Annotated in this window: 24 protein-coding genes and 1 pseudogene; 1 reads left to right on the top strand and 24 read right to left on the bottom strand. The window is 41.7% G+C overall.

The genetic code is table 11. The features are described from left to right. Positions 1–27: 27 nt before the first annotated feature. Positions 28–999 carry a tyrosine-type recombinase/integrase gene (locus CZ434_RS02140; RefSeq protein ID WP_218668307.1) on the bottom strand — a complete coding sequence of 324 codons (972 nt, stop codon included), beginning with the start codon at positions 997–999 and terminating at the stop codon, positions 28–30. Positions 1,000–1,117: 118 nt separating this feature from the next. Here CZ434_RS02140 and CZ434_RS21910 point away from each other — a divergent pair, with 118 nt between their 5' ends. Then, the gene (locus tag CZ434_RS21910; RefSeq protein WP_179107152.1) at positions 1,118–1,279 is read left to right on the top strand and encodes a CopG family ribbon-helix-helix protein; all 162 of its coding nucleotides are present in this window, start codon (positions 1,118–1,120) and stop codon (positions 1,277–1,279) included. Positions 1,280–1,293: 14 nt separating this feature from the next. Here CZ434_RS21910 and CZ434_RS21905 read toward each other — a convergent pair whose 3' ends face one another. The 23 genes and pseudogenes from CZ434_RS21905 to CZ434_RS02035 form a co-directional block, all read right to left on the bottom strand. After that, positions 1,294–1,434, bottom strand: coding sequence for a hypothetical protein (locus tag CZ434_RS21905; RefSeq protein WP_179107151.1), 141 nt, complete (start codon positions 1,432–1,434; stop codon positions 1,294–1,296). 28 nt (positions 1,435–1,462) lie between these two features. Continuing rightward, positions 1,463–1,714, bottom strand: a complete 252-nt coding sequence (locus CZ434_RS22375; RefSeq protein ID WP_218668306.1) for a hypothetical protein — start codon at positions 1,712–1,714, stop codon at positions 1,463–1,465. 312 nt (positions 1,715–2,026) lie between these two features. Then, positions 2,027–2,524: pseudogene (locus CZ434_RS02130) on the bottom strand (peptidoglycan recognition protein family protein); the annotation flags it as partial. Between the two features lie 12 nt (positions 2,525–2,536). Continuing rightward, positions 2,537–2,794 (bottom strand): holin, encoded by a 258-nt coding sequence (locus tag CZ434_RS02125; RefSeq protein ID WP_077621573.1) that lies wholly within the window; start codon positions 2,792–2,794, stop codon positions 2,537–2,539. Between the two features lie 13 nt (positions 2,795–2,807). Then, complete coding sequence (locus tag CZ434_RS02120) at positions 2,808–3,152, bottom strand: hypothetical protein (RefSeq protein WP_077621572.1); 345 nt, start codon at positions 3,150–3,152, stop codon at positions 2,808–2,810. Positions 3,153–3,374: 222 nt separating this feature from the next. Continuing rightward, on the bottom strand, positions 3,375–6,176 hold the full coding sequence (locus CZ434_RS02115) for a hypothetical protein (RefSeq protein ID WP_077621571.1): 2,802 nt from the start codon (positions 6,174–6,176) through the stop codon (positions 3,375–3,377). Between the two features lie 13 nt (positions 6,177–6,189). Further along, a complete protein-coding gene (locus CZ434_RS02110; RefSeq protein WP_077621570.1) occupies positions 6,190–7,131 on the bottom strand; it encodes a phage tail domain-containing protein in 942 nt (313 codons plus the stop codon). A gap of 10 nt (positions 7,132–7,141) precedes the next feature. After that, the gene (locus CZ434_RS02105) at positions 7,142–10,099 is read right to left on the bottom strand and encodes a phage tail protein (RefSeq protein ID WP_077621569.1); all 2,958 of its coding nucleotides are present in this window, start codon (positions 10,097–10,099) and stop codon (positions 7,142–7,144) included. A gap of 4 nt (positions 10,100–10,103) precedes the next feature. Continuing rightward, the gene (locus CZ434_RS02100; protein ID WP_077621568.1) at positions 10,104–10,430 is read right to left on the bottom strand and encodes a hypothetical protein; all 327 of its coding nucleotides are present in this window, start codon (positions 10,428–10,430) and stop codon (positions 10,104–10,106) included. Positions 10,431–10,471: 41 nt separating this feature from the next. Next, the gene (locus tag CZ434_RS02095; protein ID WP_077621567.1) at positions 10,472–10,858 is read right to left on the bottom strand and encodes a tail assembly chaperone; all 387 of its coding nucleotides are present in this window, start codon (positions 10,856–10,858) and stop codon (positions 10,472–10,474) included. A gap of 58 nt (positions 10,859–10,916) precedes the next feature. Next, complete coding sequence (locus tag CZ434_RS02090; protein ID WP_077621566.1) at positions 10,917–11,489, bottom strand: phage major tail protein, TP901-1 family; 573 nt, start codon at positions 11,487–11,489, stop codon at positions 10,917–10,919. A gap of 11 nt (positions 11,490–11,500) precedes the next feature. Beyond that, the gene (locus CZ434_RS02085; RefSeq protein ID WP_077621565.1) at positions 11,501–11,887 is read right to left on the bottom strand and encodes a hypothetical protein; all 387 of its coding nucleotides are present in this window, start codon (positions 11,885–11,887) and stop codon (positions 11,501–11,503) included. A gap of 8 nt (positions 11,888–11,895) precedes the next feature. Next, complete coding sequence (locus CZ434_RS02080; protein WP_077621564.1) at positions 11,896–12,243, bottom strand: HK97-gp10 family putative phage morphogenesis protein; 348 nt, start codon at positions 12,241–12,243, stop codon at positions 11,896–11,898. Next, positions 12,234–12,545, bottom strand: a complete 312-nt coding sequence (locus tag CZ434_RS02075; protein WP_077621563.1) for a hypothetical protein — start codon at positions 12,543–12,545, stop codon at positions 12,234–12,236. The genes CZ434_RS02080 and CZ434_RS02075 overlap by 10 nt, the downstream gene beginning before the upstream one ends. Beyond that, on the bottom strand, positions 12,545–12,886 hold the full coding sequence (locus CZ434_RS02070; protein WP_077621562.1) for a phage head-tail connector protein: 342 nt from the start codon (positions 12,884–12,886) through the stop codon (positions 12,545–12,547). Before CZ434_RS02070 ends, CZ434_RS02075 begins: the two co-directional genes overlap by 1 nt. Positions 12,887–12,890: 4 nt before the next feature. Next, a complete protein-coding gene (locus CZ434_RS21800; RefSeq protein ID WP_077621561.1) occupies positions 12,891–13,235 on the bottom strand; it encodes a hypothetical protein in 345 nt (114 codons plus the stop codon). Positions 13,236–13,264: 29 nt separating this feature from the next. Beyond that, entirely contained in the window at positions 13,265–14,308 is a 1,044-nt protein-coding gene (locus CZ434_RS02060) for a major capsid protein (protein ID WP_077621560.1), read from the bottom strand. A 2-nt stretch (positions 14,309–14,310) separates the two neighbouring features. Beyond that, entirely contained in the window at positions 14,311–14,646 is a 336-nt protein-coding gene (locus CZ434_RS02055) for a hypothetical protein (protein WP_077621559.1), read from the bottom strand. Between the two features lie 14 nt (positions 14,647–14,660). After that, entirely contained in the window at positions 14,661–15,323 is a 663-nt protein-coding gene (locus CZ434_RS02050) for a DUF4355 domain-containing protein (RefSeq protein ID WP_077621558.1), read from the bottom strand. A 169-nt stretch (positions 15,324–15,492) separates the two neighbouring features. Beyond that, complete coding sequence (locus CZ434_RS02045) at positions 15,493–15,714, bottom strand: hypothetical protein (RefSeq protein WP_077621557.1); 222 nt, start codon at positions 15,712–15,714, stop codon at positions 15,493–15,495. Positions 15,715–15,771: 57 nt separating this feature from the next. Continuing rightward, positions 15,772–16,074: an ImmA/IrrE family metallo-endopeptidase gene (locus CZ434_RS02040; protein ID WP_077621556.1), complete on the bottom strand. Its 303-nt coding sequence runs from the start codon at positions 16,072–16,074 to the stop codon at positions 15,772–15,774. 4 nt (positions 16,075–16,078) lie between these two features. Further along, complete coding sequence (locus CZ434_RS21900; protein WP_179107150.1) at positions 16,079–16,222, bottom strand: hypothetical protein; 144 nt, start codon at positions 16,220–16,222, stop codon at positions 16,079–16,081. A 115-nt stretch (positions 16,223–16,337) separates the two neighbouring features. Continuing rightward, positions 16,338–17,294: a minor capsid protein gene (locus CZ434_RS02035; protein WP_077621555.1), complete on the bottom strand. Its 957-nt coding sequence runs from the start codon at positions 17,292–17,294 to the stop codon at positions 16,338–16,340. Between the last annotated feature and the right edge of the window lie 7 nt (positions 17,295–17,301).

The following is a 17,301-nucleotide window of genomic DNA, read 5'->3' as shown; positions in this document are numbered from 1 at the left end:
AGTCCTCTACTGTACATGAAATTTATCCTAAGCATGTTTCTGCCTCTCTTTTGAAACACTTGCGTAGACTAATGTAGTACTTGGACTGCTGTGGCCCATCAAATGCTGCAAGTCTGATAACTCTATACCGGCATCCATTGAGAGGTTGGCGTAGGTATGTCTTAGCACATGAGGTGTTAAGGTTTTAGTTATGCCGGCTCTTTCCTCAATTTTATTAATTATCCTTTGTATTTGCCTATTGCATATTTTCCGTATAGGCCGGCGAACAGTGGTAAACAGATATTCGCAATTATCATCCCTAGTGTGGAGATATTTTTGCAAATGGAACAAGGCTTTATGGGAGATGTACACTTCTCTTTCCTTATCCCCTTTCCCGACAACCGTAAGGCTCATGTTCTGAATATCCAAGTCGTGCCTCTTTATATTCGTCAATTCATTTAATCGACAACCTGTGCTGTAGAATACCTCCAAAATAGCACGTTCTCTGACCGTTTTACACGATTCCCTCACTGTCTCCAATTCAGAGATGTCCAAGCCTTTTGGCATTCTTTTTGGAGTCTTCGGAGTTTTTATTTTCCGGGTAGGATCCCGCAATATGATTTCTTCTTCAACCAACCAGGAAAAGAAACTTTTCAACATAGACAGCTTACGACCCACTGTACTCTGCATCCATTCCCTATTGGAAGCAAGATACCCTCGTATGTCTGTTGGAGTGATGAGAGCAGTCGCTTTATTGATGTGCTGCCTGAATAATCTCAATTCCAACTCATAACCGCCTAATGTCAAAGGACTTAATCCTTCTACTTCTTTCGCAGCAAGAAAGATACGAACGTTTTCTTCTAAATCTTTTTCCATTTCTTGATAGGATTTTCGCTCAATGGTGTAATTGCTTAAGACCTCTTCCAAACGGACTGACAGCTTGTTTTCGTCGACATCAGGGCTGAGAGTACCGACCAACGCACTTAAATCGTGTGTCATCCTGGCTTTGTCTAAGCTCATTGATATCCTCCTTATATAGGTTATATAACTTATATAACCTATTGAGTTTGTAATTAAACCACTTGTAATAAAAAAGTTATATAACTTATAATACTAATAAGATAAGGAGTGATTTAGAATGGCAGTTGATAAAAGCAAAAACACACAAGTGCTGGTAACCTTCCCGAATGAAATTCTGAAAGAGATTGAGAAGTACTGGCATGCAAACAATCTCCAAAATAGGAATGAAGCAATCAGAGAACTAGTCAAAAAAGGACTAGAAAAAGAGCCCTCAGATTAATCTGGGAGCTCTTCTTAAATCTCTAATAATATTCTACCGCTTTCAAAGATAATCTCTATGTCATTATCAATAACACAGCCGCCTTCGCAGGATATAAAAACTTCAACATTAGGATCTGATGCTTTAAGTTTTTCTATTAACTCTTTTACTTTCATCAGGTTTCCTCCTCTGTTACCGACAAAACTATCCGTACACAGGTATTCCTACAATATAAGGCGCTAATCCATCAGGATACCTTTTAAATGTTTTTTCGTAATTCTTCTTAAAATTGTCGGTATTCTTAGCTTTTTTATACCATTCACTGGCAGCTTTAATCAAGTCTTTACAAAAAATTTCAACATCAATATTCAAGACATCATTGATTTCATTATTATGCATAACCATACCGTGGTCAGGTTCCACAAATAATATTTTTTTTGAAATTAGACCTTTCATGTTCAGTACTTCCTTGATGTAAAAAAGAACATCTGAAGTAATAACAATCAGATGCTGAAAGCCTAAGTTTATCACCTACATAGGTTTCATACCATCGCTTGTACTTTGTCCTATTAGTTTGTCCATCGTCAGATTCTAAGGCTGCACATATGTCTGGTATGCATAAGGCCAAATTTAAGGACAGCTGATAAACCTTAGCATCTAAACCTCTTTCTATTTCATTTAATAAATCTTCCATAAACTCCCTCCTCCTCGTATACTTACGAGAAAAAAGGATATAATCCTTTAAATAAATTTTCACTATGTCGCAATTTCNGTTTCCTTGCTTGCTGATTTGAATACACCATCTTTGAAATCATCAAACCGACTAAGCAGTTTTCTTGGACAGTTTTTCCCTGACCAATGCTTATGAGGTACAACACGGTCAATGCTAAGGTCATGATCGTCTAGCAATTTCCGCACCAACCATTGTGCATTAGCAACAGCCTTTTCAAAGTCACCGTCTGCATTTTCGCATATCTCGATACCGATTGATTTCCTGTTACCGGACCCGTTTGCCCCGTCGCCGGCATGCCAGCCATTTTCATTAGTCGGTAAGTGCTGATATATCTCTTTGTCATCCACTGTAAAATGCCAGGATGCACCACGACCACCACCGCCATTCAATAGATAACGAGAGTGCATTTCTGCATTGGCTCCCTTTGATGCATTGGCTGTATTGTGAATGGTGATATACTCTGGATTCATGCTGTATGCCGGGCGTAACGAACGGTAAAACGTAGGGATATACTTTTTGATGATTTTAACCATGTTATCTCCTCCTTATTTTGTCGTGCCTGGTCTTGACTTAACTAACTCAAACAATCCTGTACCGGATAACCCGGCAAATCCTCCGGCCCATAACCTCAATACAAGCTCCATATCGGAAAATGGATAGGCTATGGCTCCAACTAAAATCCCCACCGCAAAGGATACGGCAGGGACGATTGCTTTCGGCATATTCACGGTTCTTTTGATTAGCTCCACCAATGCCAATACGATGGGGAGCAATAGGGTTGCAAAGGCTAATACTTCTTCCATTGTTATCTACCTCCTATTTAAGTCCTAACTGCATAAGAAGCATGGCTCCGATCAATAAAAAAGCAAGACCCCACCATCTGTTGCGTTGGTCTCGCCGTTCTTGTTCGTATCGCTTTGCTTCATCTTCCTTCTCTTTCTCCCACTTCTCCTCCCACTTATCACCAAGAGCCTTCAAGCCAGTTTTCAACTCGCTTATATTCTCCATTAAGTGTGTTTGGGACTGCTGCATAAGTTGACTTGATGACCGTAAGTCTGTAACATCTGACCGCAATTTTTCCACCTTCTCTTTTAACTCACGAATGTCATCTGTGTTATTGGCAACATTCTTTTCGATGAGTTGCACCTGCTGTTCACCCACTCTCTAGCCTCCTTTGTAAGGGAGGTTTACTGTTCTCGACCCCCTGAGAATTTTAAAACTAAAGCAGGAATTTTCTCTCTTGATGTCGTATTTGTTATTACCGCCCGGAATAGACCCTGTCCGGGTGGGAGAGGGTGCTAACCCCACCCTCGTTTTTCTCCATAAAAAAGACGCTCGGAGTGAGCGCCTTCACTGTGTCGCAATATTGTCCAAATGAGACATTTACACTGTTGCTCCATTAGTGTCTTTCCACGTAGATCCATTCCATATGATAGGTTTAGATAACGTTGTATCAAAATACTGGTATCCCGTGAACAACCCATTTGTGGGACGATTGCTAGTTGTGCCACTTATAGGTAATATTCTATCTGATCCATTGTTTGCTTCTTGGTCAAAAGCTAACAAGCCTTTCATATAACTTCTAACTGACCCAACAGGGTACACAGTGATTAAATAATCGGATAGTTCTTTGGATAACCTTGTTCCTATATGAGTGTTGAAAACTTGAAAATTACCTGACCAAATCTTAAATATCCCAGTATTAGCCTGAGTCTTATCCCAATCAACCGCTCCCTCAACTTTAATAGGATGGATGGTACAGTTCACCCATGAAACTTTAGCGCCGTTCAAATAGAAACAATCACTTGAATCTCCACTTATAATGTTTGGTTTTACTTCTGAATTTTCAAAATGATAAATCCCTTTTGAACTCCCTGCTCCATTCCCATCTAGCACACCAATGTCGCTATCTTTTATCAGGAAAATACCGGCAGCAGATTTCGTTTGCAAGTTTAAATGTTTACAGTTAATGATTTCTACTTTAGGTATCATCGAATTATCGTCAGTGTACACATCACTCGCATTGACATCTATAAAAATATGACAATCGGTAATACCTTGAGGAACGTCTAACATATCTTCTGTGTCAATGGTGTCAAAGCGATAATAAGCATTAGGGACAATATTATGACCACTGATTTTTCCTTTCTTTGGTAAGTAATACAGATTAGCTTTTCCTAGATTGAAGAAACGCACACCTTTCTCACGACCAGCAACATGTACGTTTTTAAACTCTATATGGTAAGGGTACTGTACTCGGTTTTCGGATAATGTCGCATAATGGGTAAACCAAGAGAGATATGTGTTTCCAAGATTGTCAGGAACTTGTGAATAATCGAATACAAAATCTTCTACAGATACCTTTCTTCCGTGGATTATCTTGTACCCATAGTCGTAAGCCCCATTAGGAGCAAAAGAAAGTATTTTCGAGCCAGAGGTGGGATGATTAATAATCAGTTTTGATTTTTTTATAAAGATATCTCCATCCCATCTAGAGCCGTAATCCTCTCGGAATTGAACAAAGTCTTTACCGTTAACAGTTACGTTCTCTATACTTAAAGTTCCACCGCCTGTTAAACGAAAGCCTCTATCTCCTATATCTGTGTCTGTTATAGTGAAATTCCACCCGTGAAAGTGAACATCCACCCGATTTAATCTACATTTTTCGATACGCACGTTTTTAAGCAAGTCAGTTCCCATAACACCCCAGTGTTCTGAAGAACCTTCGCCTGTTAAATTGCGGAGGGTTAGATTAAGAACTCTGCTCCCGCTGATTCCGTAAGTCCCCCTAGGTGTACCATTTACGGTATAATATTTGCGAGGGATAGGACGTGAATTTTCAATTGTTATATCGTAACAACCACCAATGTGGTAAAAGCCATCACTTGCTGCCGACATATTATCGTCCATTCCATCTTCATGCCCAACAAATTGATTTCGAACAATTACCCTACTGCGGTGTATCCATATACCTGTCTTTTTGTATACTTCTACTGTGCTTCCAGTTAAATCCCCAGATAAAAGGAACGTACCGCCTTCAAATATGAGATAATTGTCATCCATTTTTCTTGCTTCGATAGATGTTATTCCAGTGAAGTCCCAAGTTATATCGCCTACCAAACGTCCGCCATTTTCAACGACAAAGAATTCTTCCATATCCTTTCCGCCATCAGCGTTTGCGCCTTGCCTTTTTCCTACTTTTGTGTTCGAGTCAAAAACTCGAATAAAGTGGTTTTCGTAGTCTTGAAGTTCTGTGATTAAGGCTGTACCTTTTTTCATTTTAGGGAGAATATTATTTCGCAAAGTAGAATCGAGATTAAAAGCTGTATGGTTGGTTGTAATGTGGTAAATTTGTGCCCCAGTTTCAGGCGCTGACGCCTCATCAACATGTAACTTAGTCGATCCTAAATTGGTGCTTGTTTTTACAACAATATCTCTCGTCTCTTTAAGCCAATACTCACCAGTTAGATTTATCACCGGTATCTTTGCTGCATTTGCATAAGCGTGAGTTTTCTTGATTTGAACTCCATCATCGTTGATACTGTCTCCTACTGCTCCAAATTGCTTATAGTTCACAAAACCAAAGCTTTGCAGATGAGCTTGCCTTCCATTATTTAACGTAATAGTTGAGCCGCCATCTTCTACGGAGGCAGTAGTTTTTATTAAATATGTTCCTCCTCCGCCATCATTAGGAGAAAAATACCCAAGTGTGACAACTACGTCATTTTCCTTAAAGTTATTCCTTGATTTCATTGTCTCCACACTATCTACATATGTCGGCTTCTCTGCCAACTGTGAACTAAGTCTTTGATCAACTTCGTTGACTGGACCAGCAGTTATCTCTGCAAAATGCACCCAGTTTCCATCTCTAAAAATATAAATTTTACCCGTGTCACCCACAAAAACTCGGTCGTTTTCTTCTGGGGTCGGATAGGTTGTTACGATTTCATCGAATGTATTTACAGGCTTTAGATATTTACCTATCGTATATTGTTTAGCAGCTTCTGCATCTTTTATTGCTTTATCCGAATTTCCCTTAGCCTCATTTGCTGTATTCTTCGCCTCGGCAGCCTCTGTTTTTGCTTTGTCAGCTGTCTCCTTCATCTTGAATGTTTCTTCAAAATTCTGGTTTATATCATTTCTGAAATTACTATCAAAAGGGATCTTTATCTCTTTTCTGGCCATAAAAATCACTCCCTTACAAATAATAAAACCGGAAGTCGAATGATACTTTAGCACTTGTTGCTCCGCTAACCGTAAACTCATTCCATCCCGGGTCCAGTTCGATGTATTCTTTATTCGTTTTTCGAAAATAAGCTAGTTCATTTGATTTAATGTCAGGCCCATCTATTTTTATTACCTGGTCACTGTTTACAGCTTCCTTCGTTCGGAAAGTGGATCCATTTGTTTCATTTTTCAACTCAAGGTAATCAGCAGATTCTTGAACTTCAGAAATAGTAATTACTAAGTCCATCATTTCAAACGGGTGAATCTGAACATTACCCGGATTAAAAATCCGGAATGTAGTTCCTTGGTGAGTGTACTTCCAACTTGATTCATCAGATAATAACCCCATCCCGAATCCCCATATCCCGCCATCTGTTAAAAGCCCGTTTTGTTCGATGTCTTGCGAAGTACCGATAGATTCAGCAAAGGGAAGTTTGGTTGTTTCAAAAACCAATTCGCCTTCACCCAATAATAGGGTTTGATCTATATCAAAGTCGTTTGTCAGACGGACTAAATATCTTTTGCCGCCAATATATACATTTTGGCTGTCTTGACTGTATTTACGATTTCCATATTCATCGACTGCACTTTCGTTTATATCTACAAAATCATAGTGGAGATACTTCGGCCTTCGTAACTCTCTAACAAAATAAGCCTTGGTATCTTGTACCAAGGCAAACAACGCATCTCTTGCCAAAGGATAATCCAATAAATCTTTAGCTAATAAGTGAAAGGGAACGGTAATTGATCGGGTACCGTAAGTAGAACCGTAGTCAATTCTCCCGTGACTTCCTTCTGCTTTCCCGTATTCACTTTCCATCGAGATGGCTCCTACGCGGAAATCATCTATCAACACACCGTGATCAGATAGCAAAAAGGAAGTGCCATCTGATTTTGTAATCTCTAAGTCCATATGACACCTCCTAGTCCATTATCGAAACTCTGTCATCTATGGCATTACCTTCATTCACATATGTTCTTAACCATTCAGCGTCAGCTTCGTTGCGGATAATGATTTGGATTGGTTGCTTTCTAACGCTGACATCTGCATTCACTGCGCTTTGAACTTTTGCAGAGCTATTTCGTTTAAGGTTTTTCAAACTTGATGTAATCTGCGATGATTTTACTTGCAGGTTAGGGTTGAATGAATCTCTTGCGGTGGCAGCCACCATTTTAGAAGCATTGGCCACTTTATTTTTCATTCGCTTCACGCCTATAATGAAGCCTTCTAAGGTATTAACCCCAAAACCTCGGAACACCCTGGACGGGGAATTTATGCCCAGAAGGTTTTTCGCTCCCTCTATAGCGTTTCCTACAACTCCTGTAGCTGCATCGACTACGGCTCCAGCCATATTCTTAATTCCGTTAATCAAACCCTGGATGATGTCTTGACCTATGCCGTACAAATCAATCCCCCGGAAGAAATCCATGACATTTCCCCAGATATCCTGGATTTTACCCCATGCGTCAGACATTTTTTCTCGCACAGCAGAAACCATATCGGAAAACTTTTGACGTAAATTGTTATAAATATTGCTTAGAGTCGAAGTAAAGAACGATTTGATATTTGACCAAATTGACTTCAAAATCGACCAGGCTAATTTCATCGCCGTTTGTATCGCTGTCTTCGCTTGATCAAATTTTTGCTTTACCCAGGTATAGACTTTGATTGCTGACTCAAGCGTCCAAGCAGAAATTTTTGACCAAATATCCTTGATAAAATTCCACGTTACAGACCAAGCTTTTTTCGTCCAGGCAGAAACTTTATCCCAGTTTGCGATAATTAAAGCGACTAAAGCAACCACCGTTGCTATGACCCAGCCAACCGGGCCCATTGCAATAACAAAAGATGCCGCTACTCTTGCAGCGCTTACTAATGCTCTTGCAGCCATCCAGGCGTATCTTGCTGCTACCTGCGCAAACATCGTTATCATTCTTGCCGACCATTTCAACGCAGCTACCAACATTTGGCCAGTAAAAGTTGCTGCTATCTTCAAAGCATTCACCGTGGCTTGTATAGCCATCCAAGCGAATCGTCCAGCGACTTTCACAAAAGAGATGACAACCCCTGCAGCCCATCTTGCCGCGCTAGCGATCATGGACGCGAAGCTGGTAATCCACCTGGTTAAGGTGGTTCGTATTTGTGCGATTAACATAGTTGACCATAACCGAAAGTTTGAAACGAAAGTTAAAACAGATGAACCAAGCATCTTAAATCCGGCGATCATATTCATTCTAAATGGAGCAAATATTTTCCATACACCGGAAATCCCTTTTCCAATTAGCGTAAAAGCTCCTCCGAAGGCAACTTTCCATCCTATGATTAAAGGAATCATGGCCGTTAGTACACCGGCCAAGGAAAGGACCACCGCTACTACCTTTCCGATCCAGGGATGTGCATCCATCATGCTATTACTCCAACTTAGAAAGCCATTTACAATATCCAGTATCTTAGACCCTAACGGAGCCATGCCTTGTCCGAGATTGACCAAAAACCCTGTAAGGTTTCCAATTAACTCGATCACTTTTGGGCCGTTTTCTCTTACGTAATCAACGAATGCCTGGAACTGTTGATTTTCAGATAAAGTTTGACCCCAAGTTTTAAACTTCGAAGTCAAGTTTTCCAGACCTGTCATCATATCAGCAGAAAGAGGAGCGAACGCCGAAAACATGCCTACTAGTCCAGAGACAATATTACTGAAAATATTTATCAGCTTCGGCCCGTTTTCTCTAACATAATCGATAAATGCCTGAAACTTCTTTGATTCACCTAGCCCCGAAGTCCATTCCCGAAAACTTTCCGACATGCCAAGGAACCCATTTTGCATATCCACGCTGAGTGGGCCGAAAGCCCTGGCCATATTCATGAAACCGATCATGAAATTCATGCCAGCTTGACTGAGCGTTTCCAGTGCAGGACCTGCATAATCCCCCATCCATTTAAAAAACGCTTTGACATCTTCTGTCTGAAGCGTTTGATTAAAGGAATCCATCAAGTTATTAACCGCATCTGTCGCTCCCTGGAATGTGGGCTCTGCCATTTTTAAAATGGTGCTTAATGCTTCCATGGCCTTTGTGAAAATTTGTATGGTGGGCTTTTCAAGCTTGCCCATAATGCCGCCCCAAACTTTTTGCATGCCGCGTAGAGACTCAAGCGCTTTGGTCTGTTCTTTGTTAAGGGTGCCCTGTATAACTGCCATCTCTTCTAGTATTTCATTACGCTTCTCTTCGTCTGTAGTGACGGCCAGCTTGTCCTGGAGCTTTTTTAAATCGCTAGATACTCCGAATACGTCTCCCAGGTTGGAAACAGCAACCGCTCCAAAGGCCGCAGCCCCCGCACCTGCTAATCCAAACGCGGTTCCTAAGCCAGCAATCCCTCCAGCCAGGGTCCCTATCATAGGGCCTAGACCGCCCAAAGCCCCTGCGCCGGACGCAAGAATAGGAGCCAATGCAGGACTTACTGCTAATAATCCGCCTCCAAGCATATTCTGCCCAATGGTGCCGAAGGTTTGAATGGTTTTAGCGATACGGTCCATCTTACTTTGGAACTTATCGACTCTTGCATCGATTTCTACAATTACCTTATCCCGTGTTAGATCTCGGGCTTTTTGCGAAACTAGGGAAGCTTTACGAAAGAATTCAGCCACGGTAGCACCGATATCGACTTTCGTCTTGCCGTGCTCTCTCCTGAATTGTTGCATTTGCTGCCGGGCTTTTTTAATATTTCGTCTTAGAGGTTGAGTATCAGCATTCAGCGTTGTGTCTTTGACGCTTTCAGACTCACGCTTGAATTTCTCTGTTACACGTCTTGCTGATTGGATAGCTTTTTTAAACTTCCCGACATGAGCCTTTAGTTCCGCATCCACTGAATAATTAGCCATTCACTCACCCCTTTCTGCTGTTACGTTGTAATGCAAGTTGAGCCGGAGACAACTTCTTATTCGGATTGTCTTCTTTCTTTGGCTCTGTAATTTCTTCATCCACTGCTTTCAGTATTTTCTCGTAGTCAAAAAATTCTTCAAATGCTTTATAAATGTATTCTTCTCTTTGATTCTTACCAGATCCCACTGTTTTAGTAGCTGCAGCATTCCTGATCAAGAATGCCAAATGGTGTAGGTCATACGACTTGTCCACCTCTTTGTACTCTTGGGCATATCGTTTGTAGTGGAACTCTGTGAGAGTCATTTGTTCGATATCGTGAAGCCTTTTCATATCTAATTTCCGCATGCAATAGATAACTATTTCGTTGTAACTTAGACCGCGCTCTCTTCCGGTGTCTCCTGTTTCTCCTGTTTCTCCTTGAGATCTTCTGGAACTAGACTTGCAGTCATAGGTCGCTTTCCCAACTCCTCAATAACCCTTTCTCCAAAAGCCTTAAATCCCTCATTTTCAGCTATGTCATCCAGAACTTCTTCTAAATCTTCGTAAGTTTTCGGTGATTTCTTATCATGGGATGTGGCGCACTTGATAATTTTTGAAAGGCCTACAGGATTTCCTGATTGCAGTTTCGGAATGAGCATTTCCACACCTTCCCCCAAACTTGCACCATCCATTTCAAACCCTAATTCCCGGTCAACCTCAGTCAAAGTACGAAGACCAAATTTTAATTCAATTTCGCGACCATTAAAGTTAATATGCATAATAATTCCTCCTTAGTTAATCAATAAATTAAAAAGGAGAGGTTTGCTTCCTCTCCGATTATGCTGTAGGTGCTCCTGAAGCCAAGCCGTCATCTGCAGGATCTTCAGCCAATATATCGTGGAATACGTATGACAATGTTTCAATGTCTCCGTCTGGGAGAGTCACTTTACCTTTCTTTCGCTTACCTTCTGTTATAAAGGTACCTTCTACGGTTGGGTCATCTTCAGACCCAGAGGTCGTTTCCCATGAAGTGATATAGCCTTGACGATATTCCGCAGCAAATTTAGTTATTTCTGTCGTGCCGTCAGTATCAGTTTCAACGGTTTTCTTTGCTAAATTTACTTCCCACATTTCTACCGCATACCCCTGGTCGTCTGTTTCATCGCCGTAAATAGAGTCTTCCAGCATAGTGAAAGTGGGATCATCTGTGGACTGCAATGCCGAAATACTCACTTCTTCTTCTAAAGGAGCGCCCCCAGACACGCCCCCGTCTTTTGTTTGGGTTGTTTCTCGTTCTCTACTTGCCGATTTGGAATGCTCTGTCTGGAAAACCAGTCTTGCAGCTTCTGCCGCTTCGCCTAATTTTCGAAAATACAAAACTTTGTGTACGCCTTTTGCAATTTCAGCCATCTTCTAACCTCCTAAGATAATTTGTACTCTACTTCTATAATGCCGTGGAGAAGATTATCATTTGTTGTATTGTCGTAAATGGTATTTGAATTCAGAGACTGCAATTCCACACGGTAATTAATCAGTCTCTTCATCGCTCTCAAATCTTGTTTCAAGCTATGCATCATAGCCGTGTGTAAAGCCCGATTGTTTGCATATCCCCATACATGGATAGTCTGAGATACAAATCCGGTAATCACTTGCTTGTTGTTGATTATGTCTTCGTCAGTTGTTTCTCCTACATGGACAAATGGATAAGGTATTTCGTCTTTTACCGGAGAATAATCAACCGTCTCGTATCCACGGTTAAGGGATAGTTTGAATACGGCATTAAACAACTGAATTTCAGGTGCTTCCATCATTTCACCTACTCAACCAACCGATCCAAATCGGCTAGGAATTTCTTCTTTTGCTCATTGAATGAATCGCGCATAAACCAGGTAGCATCCATGAAACGGGTGCCGTAATTCAAATAGCCTGCATATTCAGAACCCACAACTGTTTTATAATGCATGCTGCCTACTCTTTCGGTTTTCGTATTCCTGGCTGTGTGGCCGGTCCAATAACCTTTTGTAAATCGGGACCGCTCATTCATGAGAGTGAGATGTGTCATTTCCTTCGTGTTATTTTTAACGACTGTATCGACATCTTTCTCGATTTCTTCATCCATACGCTCCAAATCGGCTAACAGCTTGTCCAATCCATCTAGTTCCATGCCGTAACACTCTCCAGATAAAAAACGCTCTCAGAACGATAGGGGACGTGTCTGAGAACGTTGTATTTTTTACCGTTTACTACGGCTCTGTCAGCCTCGCCTTTAAAAGGGCGCTGTAGCCTGGCTATCCCGATTTCTTGGGTAATAGACCCGAATGTTGTCGCTGTTTTTTCAGGACCGGCAGTGGAAAAGTTACAAGGCAATATAACCCCTTCATCGACGCTCACTTCTGTTTTTCCCGTCCCGGGGTTATATTGCCTTCCAGTACTCTTATGCAAGGTTATCCTGTCTGTATATCTCATCAGAAAAACATCGCCTTTCCTTTTTTTGCCCTGTCCGGTTCGACTGGGATATAAGTGTTTAGGATAGAAGAGTAAGGTTTGAAATCGTCCTCGTTATAACTGACAGAATGCCCCTCCACAGACTCTGAGCTCATGCCCTCGCTGCCTCGTTTTTGAAAACGGATGATAGATAGCTCAGTGATGATAAATTCTAATTCTGCAGGTATTTCATCCAGTCCAGCATATTTTTTCAGCCATATCTTAAGATGGGCCTCTGTATTTCGGATGATAATATTAATCGCTTTATCCTGAAGGGTGTCATCGATTCCTAAGAGAACTTTCACATCATCGAATACCGCCATGCGATCACTTCAATTCTTCTTCGGCTGCTAATGCTTCTTCTTTCCCTTGAATCTTCTCACCGTTAGAAAGCTCGAACCACCCTCCCCCGGTATGCTTGGGGAATTCAGTTTCTTCCCCTGCGCCACCGGTAGAGTCGTTATTTTCTCCATTCGGTTCTTCATCAGTGCCTTCTACCTGGGAAGCTTCCACCTCTTTGATGAGAGGCTCTTTTGCATCATTGTTAGCCGTGGATAATTCTTTGATTCGTCGCTCAGACACCTTACCTTCTTTAGGAAAGGGATCCCCTTTTTCGTATAGGTGCCGTTCATTTTCCTTATCATGAAAATCCCGGATTACTTGATATGCCATGTTATATCATCCTTTCAATAATTGTTTTATTAAGCTGTAGGAGCAAGTACACTTGCGATAAAGACTTGGTTGGCTGTCGGGAATGAAGGCAATGCCAATGCTACGGCCTTCGTCCAACGGGCAACTGGATCCTGAGTGTCGTAAATTTGCGCTACGATATTTCCGAAGTTCTCGAATGTAGCTGTTTTGTTGTATTGCATATTTGCTTCTTCAGGCGTAGAGCTGAAGACAGTCTTTCCCAGTTCTCCATCGGGCAGCAGTACAAAATTGTTCTCAGTGAAGAATCGTTCTGTAGCATAGGTTCCATCATTCTTTTGAACTCGGTAAACCCGGTCATCGGTAGCAATCGCAGGAAGACCCTGTTCTTGCAAGAAGGCATTCAATTCTGCATTCGTTACCAGACGGGCGCTGTTAACGCCGAAGATACCTTTACGCACGGAATCATGCCTCTTCAATGCGTTGAATACCTTACGGGATGTCAGGGCACGTGTAGGCGTAACACCTGAGTAGGCAACTACCTGGTTAACATACCGGTCGATATCCTCCAATGGATTTGCTGCTGGATCACTCCACAAATCGGTACCAGACAACGCTTCTTTTTGATCGTCTGTAACCCCGTAGTCGATTTCTCCTTTAAAGCCATTTTCATTAAGCACTAACTTGCCAGTAGAAACAGCTTCAAAACGGAAACGTTCTATACGGGTACGGACAGAGTTAACCATGTTGTCGACATCGTTATAGATGCGATCGACTACCCGCTGTACTTCTGCATCGGTACGAGCCTGGGTCATTGCTTTAATCAAACGTTCACCCATCTTTATTTTCCGTTTGATAAGTGCAGGTTCCATGGTCATTTCGGAAAACCCATCACGGGAACCGATTTGCGCTTCCGTATCGTAGGCATGGACAGATGCAGACACAGGAGCTGCATTACTTCCTAGAATATATTTAATCTCGAATTCTTCCGTTCTATCAGCAGGGAATAGTCCGTCTCCTACATCAAGCGGAAATTCACGACTTTGTACGTAATCTTGCAATGCTTGGTCTGTTAGAAACTCTTCAATGTTTGGCATTATTATTCACCCTCCGTTGCGTTGTATTCTTCGAATTTGATTTCTGGTATTTCTGGTTTCGCTAGCGCATCAACCGCTTGCGGTAAACGAGATTCATAGACATAACCTTCCACCATAACGGCTACCGGCTGATCGCCGTGGGTTAAATCCACATCGTGTAGAGTGATTCCTTCAGCTGTTGCATCATTTGCAGGAAAAACAGAGCCGGCCCTCAAAATAGTACGACCGTTTTCCGCTGTCCCCATTGCCTGTGTCGCTGTACGAGTACGGCTGACAATATGTGCACTCGATACAAAGGCAGGCGTGTTCTCATAATTCTTTTTGTTTGATACAAACATTCCTTATCGCTCCTTTACGCCCATAAGTCCGGGGCTTTGTTTTGTTTTTGATCTTTCTTGTTTCGCAGTGCAGCAATGGAATTGGCGCCTTTATCCGATCCACCGTTACCGGCTGGCGGCGTGTCCTGGCGTAATTTTTCCTTCACTGCTGCATTTACAGCCTCGTCAAAAGTTTTCTTGATGTTTGTGATAGACTCTTTTATCTTTTCGTTGTCATCCAGTTGAACGAGTGATCCAGCGAATTCAGCAGGCAATCCTTTTTCTTTCAAATCGGACTCCACTTCCGAACGAAGCTCCCTTAAATTAAGCTCACGTTCTTTTGCGTCCAGTTTTTCTTGCCTTTTTTCATAATCTTTTTCCTGCTGTTGCTGTTTCGTTAATTTGGCATAATCAGCAGCATCTTTCTTGGCCTCGTCGATGGCTCTCTGTTTTTCCTTTTCGAACTCTTTTTCTTTGTTCTTAAGTGCCTTGTCTACTGCCTTGCTGATAGCAGAATCCACTTCAGACTGGCTGAAAGATTTATCCTCCGGTGGATCAGCAGGAGGGTCAGTCGGCGGGTCTGCAGGTGGATCCTCAGGCGCCCCTCCATCAGCGAAAAACTGTAGGTTGAGTTTCAATGGTTCCGGGAAACTAAGTTTTTTATTATCAATTACATTTTTAATTTTTTCTAAGTCCATTTTCATTCTCCTATCCCGTCCAGTCTTTAACAATTAGCTTTTCATTGCATAAAAAATAAGCCCCGTTCAGTCTCGGAAGCCCGTCCAGTGCTTACATCTATGAAATTATTCAGCTAGTGATAAAGCCCGTTCAGTATTTTTTCGTTAGCCTTTTAGTGACTTGCTGAGGTCATGCTTTAAATCGTTTTTTCATCATTTCACGTTTATCCATTCTTTCTTCCAATTTCTCAGCAAATTTTTGCACATCTAATATCTCATCCAGCTCCGCAAGTTTTCTTGCTCTTGATTTTAGTACCTTGGAGCGCAAGTACTCATTATAGATAGAATACGCGCTGTAAACGATTTGAATGGAAATAGAACATATTAACAACACTAGAATAGATGTTACCAACTTATGCCCTCCTCAAAGCAAACACCCGTGACCCAGGGCGGGAGATATAGGATCACCTTACCCTTCCGCTGTATCAGCTTCAAATTCAAAATTGTTATCCTTTAGAACTTGATAAAGTACATTGGAAACTCTTCTCACCATGTCCTCGTCCTGTTCATCGTAACCAGCCTCAAACATTATTGCATGGAACATTTCATGAACAAAAACACTTTCTTTGCGTTGTACTTCTAAGCTTCCATCAATCAAAATTCTGTTATTGTGATAGGTAACTTGTCCATAAACTTCGCTATCAATCATAAGGTCTTTTGATTCAACTATTTGATATTTGACGCCTGCAATCTGTACTGCTTTGGGGGTCATTTCCTCACATCCTTTCGTCCGGTGGTTTGCCTTTTATAATAGGAGCATCCTTTGTAACTGTTTTATGGCCATTCTGCTTTTGCAACTCGGCAGCAATCACCTTCAGGCTTCTGTCGATGGACTTTAAATACTTTTCCGTGTTATCCATTCAATCGCTCCTTTTTATTCTGGAAATTATCCAACAGCCGCTTACCGGATCGTGGATAGCAAATCTGTCACCAGCAATTTTTATCTTTATGGATAGATTCAACCGGATCACACCTCTACAAAGTATATTTACCTTCTCTTTTAGCAAAGAAATCTTCGCGCCAATTATCGGGAGGAAGCAACGCTGCAGAACTACGGCAAAACGGATGCATCGGAGCTGCGTTGACGCCTGGCTTCATGTTTCTGACTTTGAAACGTTTGCCGTTCAAATCTCTGCATCGTTTACTTGTTTTATTGTCCATCATGGCCACAAATTCGTATTCAGCATCTGGCTCGTCTTCACTTACCGCTTCAAAAGAAAGTTTTTGTGACTCCGATTGTACCCTGGCAGTTTCCGTGATTAAGAGTCTTCTAGCTTCAAACTTCGTTACGTCGAATCTCTCTCTGATTTCAGGAATGAAACGGTCAGGGTGCCTTCCACGGACAATGGAACTGTTCACAACGATTTCCAGCTCTTCTCTCAGAGCATGCATATCGTCCCAAATCCTACTGGACCAGGTTGCATCATAGAAAGAAGCGCCAACAAGAGAAAGCAGCGTTTCCGATGAAATGATGATATCTGCTCCCAGTATGCCTGCCTGGCGTGCGACTTCCGCTATTCCTGCTTGTTCCAGGTATTCTTGAAAGGTTTTTATTTGATCATTTGCCATGACCACTAAATGGGCATTGAGATACATCATGAGAAGTTCCTGCCGGTTTATCCGCATTTTCGTGTTGTATGTGTAAAGCTCCTGATTTGCCCGGTCGGAGAAGTTCTTGTCCTTCACATATTTTGCTGCTGTTTTTTCGAATGCTTTTACATCGAAGTTACTTATTTCTTTCTTTGCTTCTTCAGGAGTCATTTTGTTTTTAGCGGCATAACGCGAATAAAAGTCTCGGATATCCTTCTCCGCGTCTTTTAGAGCTCGATTGATGATTGTTTCAAGCTTCTGGTTGACTTCTTCATCCTTCATTTGCTCCCGCTTGATATTGTCCTTTTCCCGTTTGACCCAATAACTCTCTTCTTCCGACATCTAGGCA

This window comes from Sediminibacillus massiliensis, from assembly GCF_900156915.1.
Lineage (GTDB): Bacteria > Bacillota > Bacilli > Bacillales > Amphibacillaceae > Sediminibacillus_A > Sediminibacillus_A massiliensis.
The sequence above is the reverse complement of the archived record's forward strand: the minus strand, read 5'-3'. Positions and strand labels throughout refer to the sequence as shown.

Coding starts and splice junctions, on each gene's coding strand:
- CZ434_RS02140 (WP_218668307.1), bottom strand. CDS start 999: ATGAGCTTAGACAAAGCCAGGATGACACACGATTTAAGTGCGTTGGTC.
- CZ434_RS21910 (WP_179107152.1), top strand. CDS start 1,118: ATGGCAGTTGATAAAAGCAAAAACACACAAGTGCTGGTAACCTTCCCG.
- CZ434_RS21905 (WP_179107151.1), bottom strand. CDS start 1,434: ATGAAAGTAAAAGAGTTAATAGAAAAACTTAAAGCATCAGATCCTAAT.
- CZ434_RS22375 (WP_218668306.1), bottom strand. CDS start 1,714: ATGAAAGGTCTAATTTCAAAAAAAATATTATTTGTGGAACCTGACCAC.
- CZ434_RS02125 (WP_077621573.1), bottom strand. CDS start 2,794: ATGGAAGAAGTATTAGCCTTTGCAACCCTATTGCTCCCCATCGTATTG.
- CZ434_RS02115 (WP_077621571.1), bottom strand. CDS start 6,176: ATGGCCAGAAAAGAGATAAAGATCCCTTTTGATAGTAATTTCAGAAAT.
- CZ434_RS02110 (WP_077621570.1), bottom strand. CDS start 7,131: ATGGACTTAGAGATTACAAAATCAGATGGCACTTCCTTTTTGCTATCT.
- CZ434_RS02105 (WP_077621569.1), bottom strand. CDS start 10,099: ATGGCTAATTATTCAGTGGATGCGGAACTAAAGGCTCATGTCGGGAAG.
- CZ434_RS02100 (WP_077621568.1), bottom strand. CDS start 10,430: ATGAAAAGGCTTCACGATATCGAACAAATGACTCTCACAGAGTTCCAC.
- CZ434_RS02095 (WP_077621567.1), bottom strand. CDS start 10,858: ATGCATATTAACTTTAATGGTCGCGAAATTGAATTAAAATTTGGTCTT.
- CZ434_RS02090 (WP_077621566.1), bottom strand. CDS start 11,489: ATGGCTGAAATTGCAAAAGGCGTACACAAAGTTTTGTATTTTCGAAAA.
- CZ434_RS02085 (WP_077621565.1), bottom strand. CDS start 11,887: ATGGAAGCACCTGAAATTCAGTTGTTTAATGCCGTATTCAAACTATCC.
- CZ434_RS02080 (WP_077621564.1), bottom strand. CDS start 12,243: ATGGAACTAGATGGATTGGACAAGCTGTTAGCCGATTTGGAGCGTATG.
- CZ434_RS02075 (WP_077621563.1), bottom strand. CDS start 12,545: ATGAGATATACAGACAGGATAACCTTGCATAAGAGTACTGGAAGGCAA.
- CZ434_RS02070 (WP_077621562.1), bottom strand. CDS start 12,886: ATGGCGGTATTCGATGATGTGAAAGTTCTCTTAGGAATCGATGACACC.
- CZ434_RS21800 (WP_077621561.1), bottom strand. CDS start 13,235: ATGGCATATCAAGTAATCCGGGATTTTCATGATAAGGAAAATGAACGG.
- CZ434_RS02060 (WP_077621560.1), bottom strand. CDS start 14,308: ATGCCAAACATTGAAGAGTTTCTAACAGACCAAGCATTGCAAGATTAC.
- CZ434_RS02055 (WP_077621559.1), bottom strand. CDS start 14,646: ATGTTTGTATCAAACAAAAAGAATTATGAGAACACGCCTGCCTTTGTA.
- CZ434_RS02050 (WP_077621558.1), bottom strand. CDS start 15,323: ATGGACTTAGAAAAAATTAAAAATGTAATTGATAATAAAAAACTTAGT.
- CZ434_RS02040 (WP_077621556.1), bottom strand. CDS start 16,074: ATGACCCCCAAAGCAGTACAGATTGCAGGCGTCAAATATCAAATAGTT.
- CZ434_RS21900 (WP_179107150.1), bottom strand. CDS start 16,222: ATGGATAACACGGAAAAGTATTTAAAGTCCATCGACAGAAGCCTGAAG.
- CZ434_RS02035 (WP_077621555.1), bottom strand. CDS start 17,294: ATGTCGGAAGAAGAGAGTTATTGGGTCAAACGGGAAAAGGACAATATC.